The organism is bacterium (assembly GCA_016873475.1).
Lineage (GTDB): Bacteria > Krumholzibacteriota > Krumholzibacteriia > JACNKJ01 > JACNKJ01 > VGXI01.
This window is the reverse complement of the sequence record VGXI01000015.1, coordinates 1-19,874: the sequence shown is the minus strand read 5'-3', so window position 1 is coordinate 19,874 and position 19,874 is coordinate 1. Positions and strand designations below refer to the sequence as shown.

General features: G+C 69.9%; 15 protein-coding genes. 10 read left to right on the top strand and 5 right to left on the bottom strand.

Going from position 1 to position 19,874, the window contains the following annotated elements:
- The first annotated feature begins 120 nt into the window (after window positions 1–120).
- The gene (locus tag FJ251_02725; GenBank protein ID MBM4116642.1) at window positions 121–2,712 is read left to right on the top strand and encodes a T9SS type A sorting domain-containing protein; all 2,592 of its coding nucleotides are present in this window, start codon (window positions 121–123) and stop codon (window positions 2,710–2,712) included.
- Between the two features lie 150 nt (window positions 2,713–2,862).
- Window positions 2,863–4,572, top strand: a complete 1,710-nt coding sequence (locus tag FJ251_02720; protein MBM4116641.1) for a hypothetical protein — start codon at window positions 2,863–2,865, stop codon at window positions 4,570–4,572.
- Window positions 4,573–4,612: 40 nt separating this feature from the next.
- On the opposite strand, the gene FJ251_02715 is transcribed toward FJ251_02720, so the two are convergent.
- Window positions 4,613–6,778 (bottom strand): response regulator, encoded by a 2,166-nt coding sequence (locus FJ251_02715; GenBank protein MBM4116640.1) that lies wholly within the window; start codon window positions 6,776–6,778, stop codon window positions 4,613–4,615.
- 206 nt (window positions 6,779–6,984) lie between these two features.
- Here FJ251_02715 and FJ251_02710 point away from each other — a divergent pair, with 206 nt between their 5' ends.
- The 3 genes from FJ251_02710 to FJ251_02700 all read left to right on the top strand — a co-directional run bounded on the left by FJ251_02710 (window position 6,985) and on the right by FJ251_02700 (window position 10,929).
- Window positions 6,985–7,746 carry a hypothetical protein gene (locus tag FJ251_02710; GenBank protein MBM4116639.1) on the top strand — a complete coding sequence of 254 codons (762 nt, stop codon included), beginning with the start codon at window positions 6,985–6,987 and terminating at the stop codon, window positions 7,744–7,746.
- Window positions 7,743–8,789 (top strand): zinc-binding alcohol dehydrogenase family protein, encoded by a 1,047-nt coding sequence (locus FJ251_02705; GenBank protein MBM4116638.1) that lies wholly within the window; start codon window positions 7,743–7,745, stop codon window positions 8,787–8,789. Before FJ251_02710 ends, FJ251_02705 begins: the two co-directional genes overlap by 4 nt.
- Before the next feature lie 244 nt (window positions 8,790–9,033).
- On the top strand, window positions 9,034–10,929 hold the full coding sequence (locus FJ251_02700; GenBank protein ID MBM4116637.1) for a hypothetical protein: 1,896 nt from the start codon (window positions 9,034–9,036) through the stop codon (window positions 10,927–10,929).
- 178 nt (window positions 10,930–11,107) lie between these two features.
- Here the strand turns inward: FJ251_02700 and FJ251_02695 are convergent, their stop codons facing one another.
- The 3 genes from FJ251_02695 to FJ251_02685 all read right to left on the bottom strand — a co-directional run bounded on the left by FJ251_02695 (window position 11,108) and on the right by FJ251_02685 (window position 12,579).
- Entirely contained in the window at window positions 11,108–11,386 is a 279-nt protein-coding gene (locus FJ251_02695; protein ID MBM4116636.1) for a hypothetical protein, read from the bottom strand.
- Window positions 11,387–11,512: 126 nt separating this feature from the next.
- Entirely contained in the window at window positions 11,513–12,055 is a 543-nt protein-coding gene (locus FJ251_02690; protein ID MBM4116635.1) for a hypothetical protein, read from the bottom strand.
- A gap of 50 nt (window positions 12,056–12,105) precedes the next feature.
- Window positions 12,106–12,579: a hypothetical protein gene (locus FJ251_02685; GenBank protein ID MBM4116634.1), complete on the bottom strand. Its 474-nt coding sequence runs from the start codon at window positions 12,577–12,579 to the stop codon at window positions 12,106–12,108.
- Between the two features lie 149 nt (window positions 12,580–12,728).
- On the opposite strand from FJ251_02685, the gene FJ251_02680 reads away from it, so the two are divergent.
- On the top strand, window positions 12,729–13,205 hold the full coding sequence (locus FJ251_02680) for a hypothetical protein (protein ID MBM4116633.1): 477 nt from the start codon (window positions 12,729–12,731) through the stop codon (window positions 13,203–13,205).
- A 2,474-nt stretch (window positions 13,206–15,679) separates the two neighbouring features.
- Window positions 15,680–16,414: an OmpA family protein gene (locus tag FJ251_02675; GenBank protein MBM4116632.1), complete on the top strand. Its 735-nt coding sequence runs from the start codon at window positions 15,680–15,682 to the stop codon at window positions 16,412–16,414.
- Between the two features lie 282 nt (window positions 16,415–16,696).
- Here the strand turns inward: FJ251_02675 and FJ251_02670 are convergent, their stop codons facing one another.
- Complete coding sequence (locus tag FJ251_02670) at window positions 16,697–17,353, bottom strand: redox-sensing transcriptional repressor Rex (GenBank protein ID MBM4116631.1); 657 nt, start codon at window positions 17,351–17,353, stop codon at window positions 16,697–16,699.
- 218 nt (window positions 17,354–17,571) lie between these two features.
- On the opposite strand from FJ251_02670, the gene selD reads away from it, so the two are divergent.
- The 3 genes from selD to FJ251_02655 form a co-directional block, all read left to right on the top strand.
- A complete protein-coding gene (gene selD / locus FJ251_02665; protein MBM4116630.1) occupies window positions 17,572–18,600 on the top strand; it encodes a selenide, water dikinase SelD in 1,029 nt (342 codons plus the stop codon).
- A 14-nt stretch (window positions 18,601–18,614) separates the two neighbouring features.
- Window positions 18,615–18,872: a hypothetical protein gene (locus FJ251_02660; protein MBM4116629.1), complete on the top strand. Its 258-nt coding sequence runs from the start codon at window positions 18,615–18,617 to the stop codon at window positions 18,870–18,872.
- Window positions 18,873–18,981: 109 nt separating this feature from the next.
- On the top strand, window positions 18,982–19,874 hold an 893-nt coding region (locus tag FJ251_02655), incomplete at its 3' end, for a helix-turn-helix domain-containing protein (GenBank protein MBM4116628.1).

Here is a 19,874-nt window from a genome sequence, read left to right as displayed (position 1 = left end):
GCGCGGGAGGGTGAGTACAGTCTAGGCCGCGCGGGGCCGGAGATCAAGGCCGCAATCCAGAGGCGGTGGCGCGGCCAGCGCCCCTGCGCCCGGGGATTGCACGAACGCCCGGCGGGACCTATGTTTCGCCGCTTCCGGCGCAGGGTCCGCACAGAAAGAGGGGCCGCAGCAGGGGCCAGACGGGTGCGGCATGGTGTATCATTACTCGCTGAGGGGGGCCGCCAGGCACGCCAGGCGCCGCCCAGCGGGGCATACCTCTTGCAGTTGCGGCCGGACGGCAGCTCGACACCATTGAGGTACAGCGTGAAGCGCAGCATCTTTGCCCTCGTTTTGCTCGCCAGCCTTCCCCTCGCAGCCCCGGCCCAGGAGCGCGACACCGGCGACAGCGCGAACCTGCTGATGCTTTCGCGCTGGCCCGACGGGCCCTGCTATGGCGCGAACTGGGACGCGGGGATCCTCTACTACGGCAACGGCGGCTCGCTCTCGATCGCCGATGTCAGCAATCCCGCGAGCCCGATGACCCTCGGGCAGGTCGCCGTGCCGGGGCCGACCCTCGGCATGGATCAGGCCGGCGACTACGTCTACACGAGCGCATGGACGGACGGTTTGCGCATCATCGACGTCTCCGATCCCATGCAGCCGGTCGAGGTCGGCCGCTCCGCGACGGTGCAGTACACCTACGACGTCGCCGTGAGCGATACGCTCGTGCTGCTCGCCGAGTACTTCGACGGCCTGCGCATCGTGAGCGTTGCCGATCCCGCGCATCCCGTCACGCTGGGAGTGCTCAACACGCCCGACCGCGCGCACGGGGTCTGCGCCGTCGACACGCTGGCCTACGTGGCCGACTGGAGCGCGGGCCTGCGCATCGTCGACATCAGCGATCCCACGCAGCCGGTGGAGATCGGCTTCTACGACACGCCGGGCGGCGCCTTCCGCGTGGAGGTCGTCGACACCCTGGCCTACGTGGCCGACCAGAACGCGGGCCTGCGCATCCTCAGCGTTGCCGATCCGACGGCGCCCTACGAGGTCGGCTTCTACGACACCGTCAGCTTCGCCTGGGAAGTCGAGGTCGTCGACACCCTGGCCTACGTGGCCGACGACAGCGACGGCCTCGTCGTGATCAACGTCAGCAACCCGGCCGCGCCCACGCTGGTGAGCACGGAGAACACGCCCGTGGCGGCCTACGGTGTGCATGTCGGCGGCGGGTACGCCTGGGTGGCCGACTGGGGCGGGGGGCTCGTGGCGATCGATCTTGCAAACGCGAGCAACCCGGTGACGGTGGCCACCCTCGAAACGGGCGACTACTGCCAGGGCATCGCCACCGACGGCGCGTTCGCCTACATTGCCGGCAATCGGCTGGGGCTGATCGTGCTGTCCATCGGCAATCCAGTCGCAGTCCAGCGCATCGCGCGCCTGGACACGCCGGGCTACGTCCACGACGTGGCCGTCGCCGGCGATATCGCCTATCTGGCGGACTACACGCCGGGCATCAAGGTGGTGAGCATCAGCGATCGCTCGCACCCGAGCCTGCTCGCGAGTCTCTCGCTGAGCAGCGCCGCCGCGCGCGCCATTGCGCTCAGCGGCAATATCGCCTGCGTGGCGGCTTCGGAGGGGGGGCTAATTCTCGTCGATGTCAGCACGCCCACTGCGCCGGTCCGCCGCGGCAGCGTGAACACATCGGGCTACGCCTACGACGTCGCCGTGCAGGGCAACCTGGCCTGCGTCGCCGACGGCCCGCAGGGACTGCGCCTCATCGACATCAGCAATCCGGACGCGCCGATCGAACTGGGTGGCCTCGTGCTCGTCGACGCAGCCTGGGGCGTGGACGTGAACGGCAGCTATGCCTATGTCGCCGCCTACGGCCGCGGCCTGCGCATCGTGGACATCAGCGATGCGGCCAATCCAGTGGAGGTGGGCTACTACGACACCATCGACTCGGCGCGCAAGGTGAACGTCGCAGGGCCCTTCGCCTACGTCTCCGACTACGGCGACGGCCTGCGCGTGATCGATGTCAGCGATCCCGCGCACCCGACGGAAGCCGGCTACTACGACACCGGCGGGCGCGCCCTGGACGCGGCGGTCGCCGGCTCGCACATCTTCGTCGCCGACGACCGCAACGGCGTCGCTGTTCTGGGCGACGAGGCGATCCCTGTTTTCCTCGCCTGGTTCCGCGCCGAGCGCGCGGCCGCGGGCGTCTGGTTGCGCTGGGGGGTGGCCTGGGAGTCCGAGAGCGCGGGCTTCCTCATCGAGCGGCGCGAGGGCGAAGGCGCCTGGCGTCGCCTGACCTCGCTGCCACTGACCGGTGGGCCGAGCTTCAGCTTCCTCGATGCCGAGGCGCCGGCGGCTGCGCTCAGCTATCGCCTCATCGAGCGCGACCTCTACGGCCAGGAAACCCTGCTGCGCACGCTCACGCTGCCCGCGAGCGGCGCCGCGCTGGCGGCCGGCCGCCTCGACGCCTATCCCAACCCCTTCAATCCGCAGACCACCCTGCGCCTCAGCCTGGGTGCGCCAGGCCCCGCGCGCCTGGCGATCTACGACCTCAAGGGGCGCCGCCTGCGCCTGCTGCACGACGGGCCCCTGGCCGCCGGCGAGCAGAACCTGAGCTGGGACGGCCGCGACGACAAGGGCCACCCGCTGGCCAGCGGCCTCTACCTGGTGCGGCTGCACACGCCGGCCGGGAGCTGGGAACGCAAGCTGGTGCTGACCCGCTGAACCGCCGCCGGGCGCCGTAACGCCTGCGTAACGGCCTCCACCGAGAATCGAGGCGCCGTCCAGACGGGCGGCGCTTCGGTGTTTGGGGCCTGGCCCCTAGCGGTGAGGTGCACGGTGAGACGAGCAACTTCCGGGATCAGTACCCTAGCGATGCTTTGCGCGTTGGCGGGCCTGGGCACGATCGGCTGCAGCGGCAGCGATCCCAGCGGCCCCGGCGACGACGGTACGCCGGACGGCACGGTCGTCGGGCCTGCCGGCGGCACCTTCGGTTTCGCGGCGGGCGCGGTCACGCTGAGCGTCCCCGCGGGCGCGCTGGCGGCGGACACGGAGATCAGCGTCAGCGCACGCAGCAGCCACCCGGCGAGCGACGCCTACGCTCCGGGCACCTGCTTCGAGTTCGCGCCCGACGGGCTCAGCTTCGCGGCGCCGGTCACGCTGACCATCGCCTATGATGAAGCTACCCTGCCGGCCGGCGTCGGCGAATCCTCGCTCGAGCTCTGCGAGATCGTCGGCGACGAGTGGGCGGTCGTGCCGGGCTACTCCGTGGACACGACGGCAAACACGCTCAGCGCGCCGATCGACGGCTTCAGCGGCTACGGCGCCGTCGGGCTCGACACGGCGAGCGGCACCATCTACGAGGGCCAGTACAGGATCTACGACCAGGCGACCTACGATGCTTGCCTGGCCTACACGGGGATCACAGGTGGTCTGCGCATCGAGGGGGGGGGACTGACGGAGGTCGAGTTGCCGGCGCTTGAGTTCATCGGCGGCGATCTCACGGTCTACCACGGCGCCTTCACCCGCATCTCGTTGCCCGAGCTGCGCTCGATCGGCCTGCGTCTCAACCTGGACGCGCCCTTGTCCCTGGCCGCCGTCGAGTTGCCCCAATGCACTCGTGTCGGCACGATTGTCATCCGCGAGTGCCAGGCGCTGACGACCCTCGACGACCTGGCGGGCATCCGCACGCTCAACCCACTCGATCTCACTAACTACGGCGCGATCGTCCTCGTGCACAACTGGCACCTCGATAACCTGGACGGCCTGGCGGGCATCGGCGGCCGGGTCGGCGCCGTCGGCGTCGAGTACTGCTACGCCCTGACCAGCATCGCCGGCCTGGGCGGCATCACGATCGCCGAGCGGGGCTTCTCGATCACTCAGTGCAATGCGCTCGTCAGCCTGACCGGCCTTGGCCTCACCGAGGTACACAGCCACTGCCAGATCTGGGGCAACGCAGGGCTGACCAGCCTGACCGGCCTCGAGCGCTTGCATCGCGTGGACGGCTATCTGCAGATCGAGAACAACCAAGGGCTCACGAACCTCACGGGCCTGAGCAGCCTCGTCTACGTCGGCGGGCTGTCTTTCCAGTACTGCGACGCGCTGACGAGCCTGGACGGGCTGGCGGCGCTTCCGGGGTTGCCCAACGGTGGGATCTTCATCAACGACTGCCCTCAGCTCGCGGACATCACGGCGCTCAGCAGCATACAGACCCTCGACACGCACCTGGACATCGAGGTCTGCCCGGGCCTGGTCAGCCTCGCCGGCCTGGAGAACCTGGTGTCGATCGGTTCGGATTTGCGTCTGGAAGACAACTACAACCTCGAGTCCATCGAGGCGCTGGGGGCACTGCGACACGTCGATGGCGGTATCGTCATCGACCACAACCACAATCTCGAGAGCCTCAATCCGCTGCTCGGCCTGCAGCCCAGTGCGGATACCGGCTACTTGTGCAACTTCTTTGTCGTCACCAACAACTGCGGCTTCCCGCCAGGCTGCATGGGCAACGCCCACGTCTGGGAGGTGCTCGAGGCGCTCGGCGGAGAGGACATGGTCAGTGGCGCAGTGGTGATCTCGGGGAACTAAGCCGCGGGAAGCCCGGCGCGGGGCGCCGGGCGCCGGCCCGTCAGGCGCGCTTCTGGGGCGCGTTCTGGCGGGCAACCTGCGTGAGGATCGCCGCCACCAGCTGATGGCGATCGATCGGCTTCGTGCAGTGGTCGTTGCAGCCGGCCTCGAGCGCGGCCTCGCGGTCGCGCTCCATCGCGTGCGCAGTGAGCGCGATGATCGGGCCCTCGTAGCCGCAGCGGCGCAGCTCGCGCGCGGCGGCGTGCCCGTCCATCCCCGGCATCTGGATGTCCATGAGGATGATGTCGTAGGCCTCGCCGCGCTCGCGGGCGGCCAGCGCCGTGTCGACGGCCTCGCGGCCGTTCTCGGCGACGCCCACCCAGGCGCCCAGCTTCTCGAGCACGTGGCGCACGAGGCGCTGGTTGGTGCGGTTGTCCTCGGCGAGCAGGATGCGCAGGTTCAGGCGCTCGGGGCCCATCAGCGGCTCCTCGGGCGCCTTCAGGAAGGCGAGGCCCTCCTCGGCACTGATCATGCGCAGGTCGTCCATGAGCCCGGTGGCCACGACGACGCGGAAGCTGCTGCCCTTGCCCTCCTGGCTCTCGACGCTGATCGTCCCGCCGAGCATCTCCGCCAGGCGACGGCTGATCGACAGGCCGAGGCCCGCGCCGCCGTAGCGGCGGCGCGCGGTGCCGTCCACCTGCGTGAAGGGCTCGAAGAGCGCGGCGAGCTTGGCCTCGCTCATGCCGACGCCCGTGTCGCGGATCTCGAACTCCAGCACGGGCAGGCCGGGATGGTCGTGGTACTCGACCCGGATGCGCACGCCGCCCCGCTCGGTGAACTTGATCGCATTGCTGAGCAGGTTGATCAGGATCTGGCGCAGGCGCACGGGATCGGTGCGCACGACGGCCGGCATCCGCTCGGGGTACTCGACCGTGAGCGAGAGGCCCTTCTCGTGGGCGCGCACGCGCATCAGTTCCTGCACGTGGTGGAGGAGCTGGAAGACAGAGACCCGACGGAAGTTCAGCTCGAGCCGTCCGGCCTCGATCGTCGACAGGTCGAGGATGTCGTTGATGATCTGCAGCAGGTAGCGCCCGTGCTCGCGGATGATGCCCAGCGCCTCGCGGTCCTCGGGGTCCTCGATGCGCTCGCCGAGGATGTCCGCATAGCCGAGGATCGCCGTCATCGGCGTGCGGATCTCGTGGCTCATGTTGGCGAGGAACTCGGTCTTGGTGCGCGTGGCGGCGCGGGCCTTCTCGCTGACTTCCTGCAGCGTTGCGTTGCTCTCCTCGAGCGCGCGTGAGTATTCGCGCAGTTGCGCCTCGGCTTCCTTGCGCGCGCTGATGTCGAATACCGTGCCGGTCCAGAGCTGGCCGGCCTCGTCCTGCGGCGTGGAGCGCGCGAAGACCTCGAACCAATGCTTGCCGTCGGGCAGCTGGGCCCGGAACTCGCGGTGCAGCAGCAACTGCTGCTCGGCGGCGAGGTCGGACTCCGCCAGCAGCGCCGCCCGATCCTCGGGAAGGATACTCTCGAAGAGCATGTCGATGTTCGTCGCGACCTGCGCGTGAAGCTCCTCGCCGAGCAGGCGGCGAGCGCCGGGGCCGAGGTAGCGCAACTGGCGATGGCCGGCAGCGTCCTTGAGGTAGGAGAAGACGATGCCGGGCAGGTTCTCGGCGAGCTGGCGGAAGCGCTGCTCGCTCTCGCGCATCGCATGGTCCGCGCGCAGGCGCTCGATCTCGGCGGCCGCGCGCGCGGCGAAGACCTCGAGGATGGAGGTGAGCCAGCGCTCGTCATCCATCGGCTGTACATCCATCACGCAGAGGTGGCCGAGCGTGCTGCCGTCGCGGGCGCAAAGGCGCAGGCCAAAGTAGGACTCGATGTGCAGTTGCGAGAGGTCTCTGTCTTCCGGGAAGCGGGCCTGCGTGTTGCGGGGGCAGAAGTAGCGGCCCGCGGACACCACCTCAGCGCAGGGCGTGAGGCGCAGTGCGTAGTCGAAGTTCGTGAGCCAGCTCTCGCCGCCCCAGAAGGAGAGCGTGCGCAGGGTATCGGGAGTGGCGAGCAGTTGCTCGGTGATGCAGGCGTAGCGAACGCCGAGCACCTGGGCGAGTTGCCGCGTGAGCCCCTCGAAGAATGCCTCGCCGGTAAGCCCCGCCGTGCTCTCGGCGAGCTGAAGCAGGATCTCGCGAGCGACTTCCTTGCCGCCTACCGTATCCTTGACCTTCCTTGGCATCCTTGCTGGGCCTCCCCGGGGGGCGCTCCCTGTCCATGGCGGCGCGCGATTGTCAGCAACGCAATAATCGGCCGGAAGCCCGGAGAACTTGAGGACTAAGGCGCCGGCGCCGGCGCCGGCCCCACCGGGGCTAGCGAAGGCCGGTCGCGGGCCGCCTGGACAGGCGCCGGACGCCTCTGCTACTCTGCCCAAGGAGCGATACACCCTTGGCCACCATGATCGGACAGCGCCGGATACTGGCAACCCTCCTGGCGATCGGCGTCCTGGCCATCGCCGGCTGCGTCTACTGGCGCCTTTTCCAGTTCAAGCAGCAGCTCGGCGATTTCTCGGCCAACTTCAGCGTGGAGAGCGGCAGCAGCTACACCCTGGTCAGCCTGCACCCGCTGCTGAGCGACGAGGACGTGGACGGCCTGATGGAGGTCGAGCCCAGTCGCCGCGAGCAGACGGCCGGGGTCGAGTGGTGGGTCTACGCCTTCCACAAGGAGCCGCCGGACGGCTCGGCGCCGCTGGTCTACCGGCTGGGCTTTGCGGAGGATCGCCTCGCGCGCGTCGAATTCCCGGCGCAGTTCACGCAACTCTATCCGGAGGACGGCCTGAGCGCCCTGCTCAGCGCGCTCGGCGGCGCCGAGCTCGACCGCCGTGAGCGGCGGGCGCGGGCGCGCCTGGCGCGCGAGCAGCTCGCCGCCGGCCTGCCCGATCGCGCCGGGGTGGACAGCATCCTCGGCGCGCCGACCGAGCGCGTCCAGGACGCGGACAGCGAGACCTGGACCTATCGCTATCGCCTGGAGACCGTCACCACGGGCGAGGCCGAGCGCAAGCGCCGCGCCTTCGGCCAGTTCCGTTTCGACCCGGCGGGTCGCCTGCAGCAGCTCGCCACCGGCATCGGCCGGCACGACCTGACCTTCGACGTCGAGGCAGCCCGCACCGAACGCACCGATGGCGCCGATCGCAGGAAGATGTCGCCGTGAAAGCGCTCGTCCTGCACCGGCAAGCGCCCATCGGGAGCCATCCGTTGCGCCTGGAGGAGCGCGAGCTGCGCGCGCCGGGGCCCGGCGAGGTCGCCATTGCGGTGAGCGCCTGCGGGATCTGTCACACGGATCTGCACATCGTCGAGGGCGACCTCGCGCCGCCACGGCTGCCGCTCGTGCCGGGGCATCAGGTGGTTGGGCGCTTGGCGGCGCGCCCCCCGGGGGTGACGACGCCTGCGCTCGGGGCCCGTGTGGGCGTGGGCTGGCTGGCCGCGAACTGCGGGCGCTGTGAGGCCTGCCGCGCGGGCCGCGAGAACCTCTGCGAGGCGGCGCGCTTCACGGGCTTCCACCTGGACGGCGGCTTCGCCGAGCAGCTCGTCGTGCCGGCCGTCGCCTGCCACGCCCTGCCGGATGCGCTCGACGATCTGCACGCCGCGCCGCTGCTCTGCGCGGGGATCATCGGCTATCGTGCGCTGAGGCTCAGCGGCGTGGAACGCGGCGGGCGGCTCGGTCTGGTCGGCTTCGGGGCCTCGGCACATCTCACGCTGCAGGTCGCGCGGCACCAGGGCCTGCAGGTGGCGGTGATCAGCCGGCGCGAGGCGCAGCGCCGGCACGCGCTCGCGCTCGGCGCCGACTGGGCCGGCGAATTCGGCGCGCAGCCGCCCTGGCCGCTGGACGGGCTCATCAACTTCACGCCCGCCGGCGGCACGGTGGCGCCGGCGCTGGCGCTGCTGCGCCCCGGCGGCGTGCAGGCCCTGGCGGGCATCCACATGAGCCCGATCACCGAGCTACCCTATCGCCTGCTCTACGGCGAGCGCGCTCTCCGCTCGGTGGCCAACTTCACGGCGCAGGACGCCCGCGAGTTGCTCGCCCTGGCGGCGGCGATCCCCCTGCGGCCGGACGTGCAGGCCTACCCGTTGACGGACGCCAACGAAGCGCTTGCCGACTTGGCCGCGGGTGCCCTGCGCGGCGCGGGCGTGCTGGAGCTCCGGGGTCGCGATGAGATCCTGCTCACCCTCACTGACGGCGCCGGCGGTGCCTGAAGCGGCCTGAGGCCCTCACATGCCAGCACGCTCGCCTCACCGCTCGCGTTGACAGGTGTGCGAGGCCGGCGCATCATCGAAGCGATCCAGGAGATCAAGAGGGCGGAGTCATGGCCCGGCACACGGCACCGACAGTGGCTTTGAAGCGCTCATCCGTGCTGCGCGGCATCCTGCGCGAGGACCGCGAATCGCTTCTCGCGGCGCTGGGCTTCGATGGCGTCTCTGGCGCAGCGCACCACTGGCCGTGAGACTGCCCCACAATCCGCCGCCGCGGTCCATCCTGCTTCCCCAGGCGACGCTCCTGGCGATCCTCGCGGTCGCGTCCTTCCTGCCGGAGGCGCGGCTATGGGGGATCGACCATCTCGCCTACTATCCACCCTGGCTTCGCGCTGCCACGCTAGTGGGGATCGCCCTGCTCATGCATCCACGGGCAAGCCGTGCGCTGTCCGCTGCCTGGAACCGCATGGTGTCCTTCTCCGCTGCAAGACCGCTGGCGGGGCGCGCGATCGTCCCCCTGGGAGCCCTCGCGGCCACCCTGCTCTTCTGGAGCCTGCGCTCGTCGACGCTGCTGCTGGGCGACGGGCAGTTCCAGGCGGCGCTGCTGCGGGAGCTCGTCAGCAGCCCCGATACGACGCTCCTTTCCACGCTCCAGTACGGGCTGCGCGCTTCGCTGGCTCCGCTGACCACGGTCCTTGCCTACGCCGCCGGCAAGGGCGCGCAGCTCCTGGGTCTGGACGACGCGATCCTCGGCTGGCAGGCTCTGCACGCGCTGCTCGGCGGACTGCTCATCGCCCTGCTGCTTGCCGAGGCTCGCCGCGCCGCCGCGGCGGGACACGAAGGCGGAAGCATCCAGATCTCGACGGCGCTCACTGGAGCCCTCGTGCTGTTCTGCGGCTACGTCGAGACCTACACGGCGATGCTGCTCTGCGCGGCAGTCTACGCCGTGAGCGCGGCGAAGGCGATACGCGGAGGCGGATCGCCCTGGCCAGCTTTGGGCGCCGTACTGCTCGCGATCGGCATGCACTTGCAGGCGCTCTTGCTGCTTCCTTCGGCAGTGATCCTCTTCGCTGCAACACGCATGCGGCTCAGCCCCCGGGGCCTGCGCTGGGCGCAGGCCGCCGTCGGGGCCGCGTCTCTCGCGGCCCTCGCCGCGCTCTATTCGGCTTCTCCATCGAGCAAGCACCTGCTGGGCCTCCAGGGTGGGGAGTCGGAGTACGGCCTCCTCTCGGCCGCGCACGGTGCCGACGTCGCCAATCAGCTCCTGCTCGTCCTGCCCTGGGCGCCGGTGCTGATGTGCGCCAGCCTCATGCTGCATCGGCGCGCCGGAACTGCGGATTCACCCGCTGGCCCAGCGCTGAACGGCGCGGATGTCGCGGCCTGGCGACGCCTGGGGTCTTTCACCGGATCACTTGCGCTGCCCTGCCTGCTCTTCTTGCTCCTCTTTCGGCCCGCGCTGGGCATGACGCGCGATTGGGACCTCTTTGCGCTACCGGCACTCGGCCTTGCAGCGCCCGCGCTCGCCTGGCTGCGCCGCCGGGCTGCAGAGCCGGCCAGCCGCGAAACGCTGGGCCGCGTCACCGCTGCGAGCTTGGGGCTGGCCGCGGGCATCGTTCTGCCCTGGATCGGCGTGAACGCGCACGCCGAGCGATCGGTGCAGCGCTACGAGCGCTCACTCGCCTACGACGAGATGGGCGCCGGCTACTGCTATGAGTTACTCTCCATGCATCACCGTCGCCGCGGCGATCTGCAGGGGGAGATTGCTGCCCTGCGCAGCGCATATGCCGCCTCACCGAACCCACGCTACCTGGTTTCCGAGGCTCTGGCGCAGATGGATAGCGGAAACCTGGAAAGCGCCCTCGAGGCTTTCGCCCGCGCCCAGGCCCAGCCGCCCGGAGGTGATCTGGCGCGGCACTTCTACCTGCAGGCGCTGTCGCGGCAGCGCGATCCGGAGGCGCTGATCGCCGCCTGTCGGGCCGCCGCGCGCCGCCATCCCGGCGATCCATTCCTTTCCTATGCGCTCGGCGAGGCGCTCGCTGCGCGGGGCGACCACACGGAGGCCCGCGCGGCGCTCGAGGCGGCGCTCGCGCTCTCGCCCCCGCCCGACCTGCGGGCCGCGATCGAGGCTGCGCTCCGGCGATGAGGCCCCCCTGTGCGCCGTCCGTGAGCGGCTCGGCGTGTCAAGCAGCGGCCGCGTCGAATCTGCCTCTCGCCAGGCGACCTTGTGAACGTGAGGTACGGGAGCGCGGGCGCCCGGCTGGTGGGCTGTCGGTCCGCCATCGCGTTCAACCTCATGGGGCAGGTTGCCTGTCCGGCCTGCGTCACCGCCAAGAAGTAGGAGGTGCGGGGCAAGCCGCAGTAAGCTGCGCCACAGCGCCCGGCCTTGATCCGGTAGGAAACGCCGGGACCAGCCAGACGAAGGTCTTGGGATTGCGCCAGTCCTCGTTGTTGCCGAAGAGGACGGCCTGCCCTTTCGCGACGCAGAAGATCGTGCAGGAGCCGGGGATGAGCCGGCGCTCACAGGTCGGCAGCGCCCCCGAGGACAGGCCCATGGCGAAGGCGACGAGGAGCAGCGGCACGGCAGGCTTCGTCCAGGCCATCTTCGCCCCCTCCCGGCGAGCCCATGCCATGTCGCAAGCCGAGGACCTTCCAGCCGAGGACTCCGCAACGGAAAGCGCCCGCGGGCGAGACCCGCGGGCGCCACTGATTCGCAGCGAGCCCTCCGGCTACCGCTTCGGCGTCAGGCCGGCACTCCTGTCCTTCGGGCTGAGCTTGCCGCAGGCGGACTTGCCTGCCATGCCGTGCTTGCCGCAGGCCTTGGCATGCGCCTTGGTGCAAGCGGCAGCGCAGGCCTGGGCGTCGCCGGTCTTGCAGAGCTTGGCGCAATTCTCGGCGTGAGCCTTGGCGCAGGCCTCGGCGCAGGCCTTGGCATCGCCGGTCATGCCGTGCTTGGCGCAGGCCTCGGCGTGAGCCTTGGCACAGGCCTCGGCACAGGCCTTGGCGTCGCCAGCCTTGCAGTGCTTGGCACAAGCCTCGGCGCAGGCCTTGGCGCAGGCTTCCGCGTGGGCCGCGTGCCCGGACACGGGCTCGGCGGCCGCGACGGTCGCGGTAGCACCCGCCGCGCTCCCGCACTTGGCCGCGCAGGCGGGACTGCAGCCCTTGGCCTGAGCGGGCGGGGTGGGCTTCTCGTCGGCCAGGCCAATGGACGCGCCGAGCAGGGTGAGAGTCAGCGCTGCCAGGATGGCGAGCAGGGTCTTCCGATTCATCATGATCGATCTCCCGATTCAAGGGTGTTGGGGTGGCGTGCAGGGCACGCGGATCAGGCGGCAATAGGAGGCGGGACAATCGGCGGGCGCAGCAGGGGTCGCGGATGACGAGATGCGCTCGCCTCGCTGGCGGCGGGCAGGGTGCCGACGGGCGCAAGGTCGGGATCGATGGTCAAACAGACCGTGGCGAAGAGGACCAGCCCGCCAAGGCAGAAGCACTGCCCGCAGCGCGCGGCCTTCGTGCCGGTGCAGGCACCCTCGGCATCAGGACCGGTGGTCTTGGCATGCGCGCAGCCCGCCCCGGGCGGCGCCGCTTCCGCAGCCGCGCAGTGCCTCGCGGCCGCGGCACAGGTCGGCTCGGCAGGCGGCTCCTCGCTGCAGCAACCGCTCGGCTCGGCGGCGACCTGGGGCAGCGCGATTTGGCTGCGCGCGGCCAGGCCGGTCACGGCGTCACAGGCCGGCCACAGGCCGAGCCAGAGGGCGAGGGCGCCGAGGGCGATCCGGATGGCGAGGCGGTAGATCGGCATCAATGGCGTCCGGGTGGCGCTGGAGGGGCTCGCAGCCCGCGGCCCAGGTGCGGCCACGGGAGACCTCCATAGTATGAACCCTCTAGGTCCGCATTCTCAAGTCGGTTCCCGGCGAATTGTGACGGCGGCGCCTCTCGCGGTTCCCATCTTTGGCGAGCGCCAGTGCCGACGCGGCGGCGGGCGACACCATCCTGGTGAAGTACGGCCTCTACCTCGTCACCGACGACCTGGGGCTGAACGGCAATCGCTGCCTAGGTTCGGACGACGGCACGCACACGAGCTGGGATACGGCGCTGCCGGATTCGAGCCAGTGCATCATCGCCGCCGACGCCACCTGCCGGGTGATGACGATCACGGGCAGCGCGGTCACGGCAGCCACGACCCTGCGCGGCTTCACGCTCAGCGGCGGCGACGCCACGAGCGAGGGCGATCCCAGCAACGGCTACGGCGGTGGCCTGGACATCAACGGTGGCGCCGATCCCATCGTAGAGCGCTGCCGAATGACCGGTAACCTGCCGGGCATACCTTCAACGGCCGGGACGCGGCCGGCCGCGAGCTGTCCAGCGGGCTCTACCTCTGCGAGCTGCGGGCCGGGGGCGAGCGCCGGGTGCGCAAGCTGGTGCTGACGCGGTGACGATTCGGACAGGCTGCGCGCAGGCCCGCAACGCCGAATCGACCCTGGGCAGTCGCCCGCGTGACCTCGGCATTGCCGCGCCCGAGCTGGAAACCGGCGCGTGCAGCAGCGTCCGCGCATGGCCGGCGCCGCGTAACGGGCGCGTAACACCCACCGCCTAGACTGCTGCCGTTGAGATGTGGCGAGGGGCTTTCGAGAGGGAGGTGCGAGATGCGGCGATGGTGCGTCTTGGCGGCGACAGTGCTGGGGCTCTGGGCGGCGCTCGCGGCGCCCTTCGGGTGCGGGGGCAGCTCGACGGGGCCGGGCGATGACGGGAATCCCGACGAGGAGCCCGCCTGGCCGGACGGCGCGATCGCGCTGCCACCCCTCGATGCGGCAGCCCTCGATTCGGCGGCGATGCGCTACGCCGAGCTGCGCCAGGCGGGGGACGCGCAGGCGGCCCGGCTCGCGCTGCTCGCGGAACTGAACGCGAACTGGCCCCGCGTGGATGCGGCCTGGCTGAACGACGACAGCAGCACGGTGCAGGTTCGCTTCGTGGATGGCGCGCCGGCGCTGCTGATCACCGACGAGGTGTTCGACGCGGCCCCCCCCAAGATCGCTCCGCGGGCGGCCGCCGCGAGCGCGGGCCGGTCCGTCGGCCAGCGGGCCGCGGCCGCTCCCGGTAGTGCCGCTCCCGGCGCGCCAGCGCGCGTACCGCGAATCGGTGCCGGCGGCGGCGATGGAATGACCGCGCGGACGAGCTGCGGCAGCATCGAGTTCCCGCCCACCCTGCGCATCCACGTCGTAGCGCCGAGCAACGCCACCAACGACGCCATGCAGCCGCTTACCCAGGAGATCGAGGCGGAGCTCGTTGCTCTCGGGTGGGACGCGGCGGACATCGACATCAGCCTGCCTGCCGGCCCCGTCGATCCCAGCTTCACGCCGGAGAGCATCCTCGACCAGCGCGGCTACGGCATCGTCGTCTTCATCGGCAATGGCGGGTACGTCAAGGACGCCGCCGGGGTCCGGCACTTCATGCTCCAGTGCTTCCGCGGCGGCAACTACACGGACGGCTACCAGACGTACGTGACGCCGGCGCGCTGGGCGGAGTACGAGGACTGGTTGGCCGCCGGTCGCCTGATCAACAGCGAGTACTACAACTTCGTGACCGGCGAATACCAGCCGCAGGTCTTCATCCGGGGCGATCTCCTCGCCGAGAAGATCCAGGTGGACGAAGGCGCCATCGTCCACTTCATCGCCCAAGTGAGTCGGCACGATGAGGTCGTTCAGGGCATCGACGCCGCCGGTGCGGGCACTGTTGGCGGTTGGTCCAGTCTCGTCAATCCCTGGGACGTCCGCCAGGCGCTCGTGCAACTCATCGCGAACCTGATGGGCGAGGAGGGCGCGCGGTCCGACGCGGATGCGGTGGCGCTGCTCCGCGACCAGGGTCTGGCCGAGACCGTGTACCTTGGTTACGACTCCTACTTCGGCGGCAGCGAGAAGGCGAATGTCTACCTGCCCGCCGTGGCCTCCGTCAGCGCGCCCTTCGACTGCCTGCCGCCGGGCACCCTCTACTACGACGTGTCGATCACCTTCGACGACTGTCCCGCCTACGACCAGACCTTCGACTTCTTCCCCGGGGGGGAGTTGGTGTTGCCGCCCCTGCCTCCCTACGGCGGCGAGATCTCGCTCAAGGCCCGCGATGCCGCCAGCACAACCCTCGCCGCCGGGTACTACGACCTGGAACTGGGTGGCGGGCCGACGGAACTCGCGCTCTGCCCCTGCGCTGCCGCTATCACCTTGACCGTGCTCGCGGGCTGCACACCGCCGGGCGCCACGCACGCGTTCTGCGACTTCGTCTACGAGGATCCCACCATTGTGCCGGTGCACGAGCTGCGCTGGCTGGCGGACATGAGCTTCACGGAGCTGGTTCCCGGTATCGCGTCCCTGCGCGTGGAGGCCGCCGGCGGCGGGCAGGCGCTGGGCGTTTACGCCGCGGATAGCCTCGAGCTGCACTGCGAAGGCGGCACCACCGCGATCGGCTTCGGCTGGCTGAAGCTCGTGCCGATCGAGGTGCCAGTCGGGACCGCGCGCATCGACATCTCGGCGGCCGGCGCGGGCGCGACGCCCGATCCGATCTCGATTCCCCCGACAGGATCGACGCCATGGTATGGCTTCCAGACCTTCGACCGACCGCTCCTGACCGCGCTGGCCTACGATGGAGCGGGTGATCTACTCAGCGCGCACCTCATCGAGAGCTTCGTCGACTGCGGCGAGAACGAGGTCCTGATCGACTTCGACACCGCGGGCGTCATCCTGACGGCGGATCCGGAGCAGGCGCACGTCGGCTGGGAGAACGTCACCCTCACGGCCACGGTGCGCGAATGGACCACCTACGACACCACCGAGCCGACGGGCGACCCCCTCGTAGGAGTGACCGTGTTCTTCAGCGCGGACCTCGGGCACTTTGTCGGGGCGAACGATGCGATGACCAATGGGGACGGGCAGGCGATCGTGCAGATGGCCAGCGACGAGGCGGGCATCGCGACCGTCATTGCCCAGTTCGGAAGCGCCGCCGACACGGTGCGCGTCGGCTTCGTGGGGCCGATGAACTACCTCGTCGACCGGCGCTCGACTCCACATCAGGGCGGGACGCCGCCCTACCCCAACGGGTGGCTACAGAAGTACTGCACGGTCATGCAGGTCCACTGGAACGGGATGCTGCGCTGGAACTGGTCGAACCTCAGCCATGCGTACTCCTACTTCAGCGACAGTGGCCCCGCGGTCGGTGACATGCTGCGCTTCACGCTGACGCCCGACCTCGGCTGCCCGGACGCGGAGAACCAACCGCCGTTCAACCAGCCCTGGACCGATGCGATCTGGCTCCACTACTGGTATGGCGACGACTACGATCACCAGATCACCGTCCAGGTGGCGCCCGCGCAGATCCCGCTGCTCGATGAACAGGTAGTGGACATCATCTTGGACGACCCTCTGGTCAAGTGGTGGCGGGCGCCATGCGGGACGCGCTCGCCAAGGCCGGCCGCATCCAATCAGAAGCTCTCCGAGAGCCGGGCCAAGGCCGTCGTTGCCGCCGGGGTCGCGCAGGGGATCGAGGCCAAGCGCCTGAGCGCGATCGGCTACGGGCAGACGAAGCCCATTGCCGACAACAGCAGCCAAGCGAGCAGGGCGAAGAACCGCAGGGTCGAGCTCGTGAGGTAGGGCGCCGGCGGCGCCGGCCGGGGCCCTGCGCAGGGCTGCCATCACGGCGGGCACCGCAACGGGAAACCCCGAGGAAGAACCGGAAACATAACCCGTTGCTATTGAAAACGATGGGCGGGCAGTCGGCTTGCCCTGTTCGCCCCGGGCCTGCTATACTCGCAGGCGTGGGAAGCAAGTCGAGCGGGTGGAGGCGAGTATAGCGGAAGGGATTCCGCTCCTCCTGTGGCAAGGATCACAAAGGGTAGCAAGGCGGCCCCGGGGCGATTGCCCCGGGGTTTTCGTTCAGGTCGACTCCTCGCCCTGGCGCTCCGCCTCGTGCATGCGGTAGTGAAGGGCCATCAGCCCCGCCGTGAGGAACTCATCCTGCAGGGTCACGCCGCCGGGCAGTTGCAGGCTCACAGGCGCGAAGTTCCAGATGCCCGTGATGCCCGCGCGCACCATCAGCCCGGCCACGTTCTGCGCAGCCTCGGGTGAGGTAGTGATGACGCCCAGGCGCACGCCCATCTGCGCGACGAGCTCGGGCAGCAGCTCGATGTCCTGCACGGGCACGCCGCGAAAGCGCAGGCCGATCAGCTTGGGATTGATGTCGAAAATGCCCGCGAGGCGGAAGCCGTCCTCCTCGAAGCGCGGATAGGCCGCGATCGCCTGGCCGAGGTAGCCCGCCCCGGCGATCACGTACTGTACGGGGGCGCCGAGGGCGAGGATCTCGCGCAGGCGGGCGACAAGGTGGTCCACCGCGTAGGTCTGGCCCGGACGGCTGAAGCCGCCGAAGTGGTGGAAGTCCTGCCTGAGCCGCGAGGAGTTGATGCGCAGCTCGGCGGCGAGCGCCCGGCTGCTCACCCGCCCCACGCCCACCGCCTGCAGGGTCTGCAGGCGGTAAAGATAGAGCGGCAGGCGCTGCAGCGTGGCCTCGGGAATCCTGTCCTGCTCAATGCCCATGGCCCATCCTCGCCCGCCTCTGCCGGCCTGGAAAAAGGAGCGCCGAATCTGGAAAACAAGAAAGGCCGAGCCGGCGGCCTGTCAATGCCCCGATTGACAGGCCCGGCGGCTGCGGTATCTTGCGCAGTGACAGGCAATGGGAAGGAGGGCCCGTGAGCGACGAGGGGCTGCGCTGCAGCCTCACGGACTTCGCTTCGGCCGGTGGCTGAAGCGCCAAGATGGGTCCGGAGGACCTGCGCGAGATCATCCGCCACTTCCAGGCCGAGCGTGCCGAGAACCTGCTCGTGGGTCTCGAGACCTCGGACGACGCGGGGGTTTATCGTCTCTCGCTGGAGCTGGCGCTCGTGCAGACCCTGGACTTCATCACGCCGATCGTCCAGGACCCCTTCGCCTTCGGCCGCATCGCCGCCGCCAACTCGCTGAGCGATGTCTACGCGATGGGCGGCCGGCCGCTCACCGCGCTCAACATCTGCTGCTTCCCGGCCAAGGGCCTGCCGAAGAGCGAGCTGGCGCGCATCCTCGAGGGCGGCTACGACGCGATCCGCGAAGCGGGCGCGGCCCTTGCCGGCGGGCACACGATCAAGGACGCCGAGCTGAAGTACGGCCTCTCGGTGACCGGTGTGGTCCACCCGCGCCGCATCCTCACGAACGCCGGCGCGCGGGTCGGCGACCGGCTCATTCTCACCAAGCCGCTGGGCACGGCAACGCTCTTCACCGGCCGCGGCAAGGGCGAGCTGACGGATGACGACGTCGCGCCTGCCGTCGCCGGCATGGGCACGCTGAACAAGCGCGCGGCGGAGATCCTGGACGCCTTCGTCGAGGACGGCGCCGCCGATCGCGCGGGCCCGGCCACGCGCGGCGTGCACGCGCTCACCGACGTGACCGGTTACGGGCTCGCCGGCCACGCGCTCGAGATGGCCCGCGGCGCGGGACTGTGCCTGCGCCTCGAGGCCGCGGCGCTGCCCGCCTACCCGCACGCCCTGGCGATGCTGGGGAAGGAGCAGCTCTGCGGCGGCAGCCGCGCGAATCGCCGCGCGGTTGAGCCGCTGCTCACGCTCGGCGCAGGCGTCGGCGAGGCGCGGCTCTGGCTCGCCTGCGACGCGCAGACCAGCGGCGGTCTGCTGATCGCGGTTGCCGAGGCGGAGGCGGCGGCTCTGCTGGCCGCGCTGCGCGCGGGCGGCGTGGCGGACGCCGCGCTCATCGGCAGCGTCGAGCGCGGCGAGCCCGGCACCCTGGAGATCGCGTGAGCGCGGCGACTGCCCTGCCGCTCGCGCTGCGCGCAACCCTGCTCGCCCTCAGCGCCTTTGCGCTCAATCTGCCCGCGGGCGCCTGGCGCGCGCGCTCGCGCAAGGGCAGCCTGAGCTGGCTTGCCGCCATCCACGCGCCGATTCCCTTCGCCTTCCTGCTGCGGCGCTTGCTCGGGCTGTCCATCGGCTTCGTGCTGCTGTCGCTGGTCTTCGCCGTGGCGGGACAGCTGCTCGGCGGGCGCCTCTGGCCGCCGCGGCCGCGCGCCTCCTAGGCAGCACTCCCCCAGAAGCTAGGGGCCAGGAGGGCACTCCTCATGCTACGCGGGTAGGCTTCCCAGAACATGGTTGACCCGATTGGTAAACCATGATAGGTTGCGAGCCATGAAGCAGGCCATGAAGCGCGAGTGCAAGGGCGAGTTGCTGGAAAACGTGGGCGAGTTCGGCCCAGCGATCAAGCGCGAGCGCACGGCCAGAGGCTGGACACAGGATTACCTTGCTGGACAGCTTGGCGTCACCAAGGGTTACATCTGCAGGTTGGAGGCAGGCAAGGCGAGGCCTGCCGCGGGGATGGTCAAGCGCCTCGCGGCGGCCTATCGGACAGAAGCTAGCTCGCTGCTGATCCTGGCGGGGCACGTTCCCGCTGAGCTGCAAGAGATCCTGGTTCGTCACCCCGAAGCGGCCCTTGCCGTTCTCAAGCAGGCCCTTGGGGAGGGGGGGGCTGCAACCGGAGTAGCCCAGGGCACCAGCGACCGCAGCCCGAGGGACCAGCCCTTACTCGGTATCACTCCCCCGGCCTCCTACGATCTCGTGCGGTCGGATTGCTTCGAGTGGCTGGCGCAACGGCGACCGAATTCCATCCACGCGATCGTTACGGATCCGCCCTATGGCCTCAGAGAGTATACGCAAGAGGAAAAGGCCAAGCTGCGCAGCGGAAAGGGTGGCGTCTGGAGGATCCCGCCTTCGCTGGATGGCTGCGAACGAAGTCCGCTGCCGCGCTTCACCGTACTTGGCGGAAAGGAGAAGCGGCAGCTTGGCCACTTCTTCCTCTCGTGGGCTCGAGCGGCCCTGCGTGTTCTCGTGCCCGGTGGACACGTGTTCATCGCCACGAATCCACTGCTCTCCCAGATCGTCTATGTGGCGCTGATTGAAGCCGGCTTTGAGAAGCGGGGTGAGATCATCCGCCTCGTTCAGACGCTCCGCGGTGGGGATCGCCCCAAGAACGCCCACGTGGAGTTCGAGGACGTAACGGTGATGCCCCGCTCCTGTTGGGAGCC

Bases quoted from the DNA above. Each gene is read 5' to 3' on its own strand.
- FJ251_02685 (MBM4116634.1), bottom strand. From the start codon at position 12,579: ATGCCGATCTACCGCCTCGCCATCCGGATCGCCCTCGGCGCCCTCGCC.
- FJ251_02695 (MBM4116636.1), bottom strand. From the start codon at position 11,386: ATGGCCTGGACGAAGCCTGCCGTGCCGCTGCTCCTCGTCGCCTTCGCC.
- FJ251_02670 (MBM4116631.1), bottom strand. From the start codon at position 17,353: ATGGGCATTGAGCAGGACAGGATTCCCGAGGCCACGCTGCAGCGCCTG.
- selD (MBM4116630.1), top strand. From the start codon at position 17,572: ATGGGTCCGGAGGACCTGCGCGAGATCATCCGCCACTTCCAGGCCGAG.
- FJ251_02690 (MBM4116635.1), bottom strand. From the start codon at position 12,055: ATGATGAATCGGAAGACCCTGCTCGCCATCCTGGCAGCGCTGACTCTC.
- FJ251_02725 (MBM4116642.1), top strand. From the start codon at position 121: ATGTTTCGCCGCTTCCGGCGCAGGGTCCGCACAGAAAGAGGGGCCGCA.
- FJ251_02715 (MBM4116640.1), bottom strand. From the start codon at position 6,778: ATGCCAAGGAAGGTCAAGGATACGGTAGGCGGCAAGGAAGTCGCTCGC.
- FJ251_02720 (MBM4116641.1), top strand. From the start codon at position 2,863: ATGCTTTGCGCGTTGGCGGGCCTGGGCACGATCGGCTGCAGCGGCAGC.
- FJ251_02675 (MBM4116632.1), top strand. From the start codon at position 15,680: ATGACCAATGGGGACGGGCAGGCGATCGTGCAGATGGCCAGCGACGAG.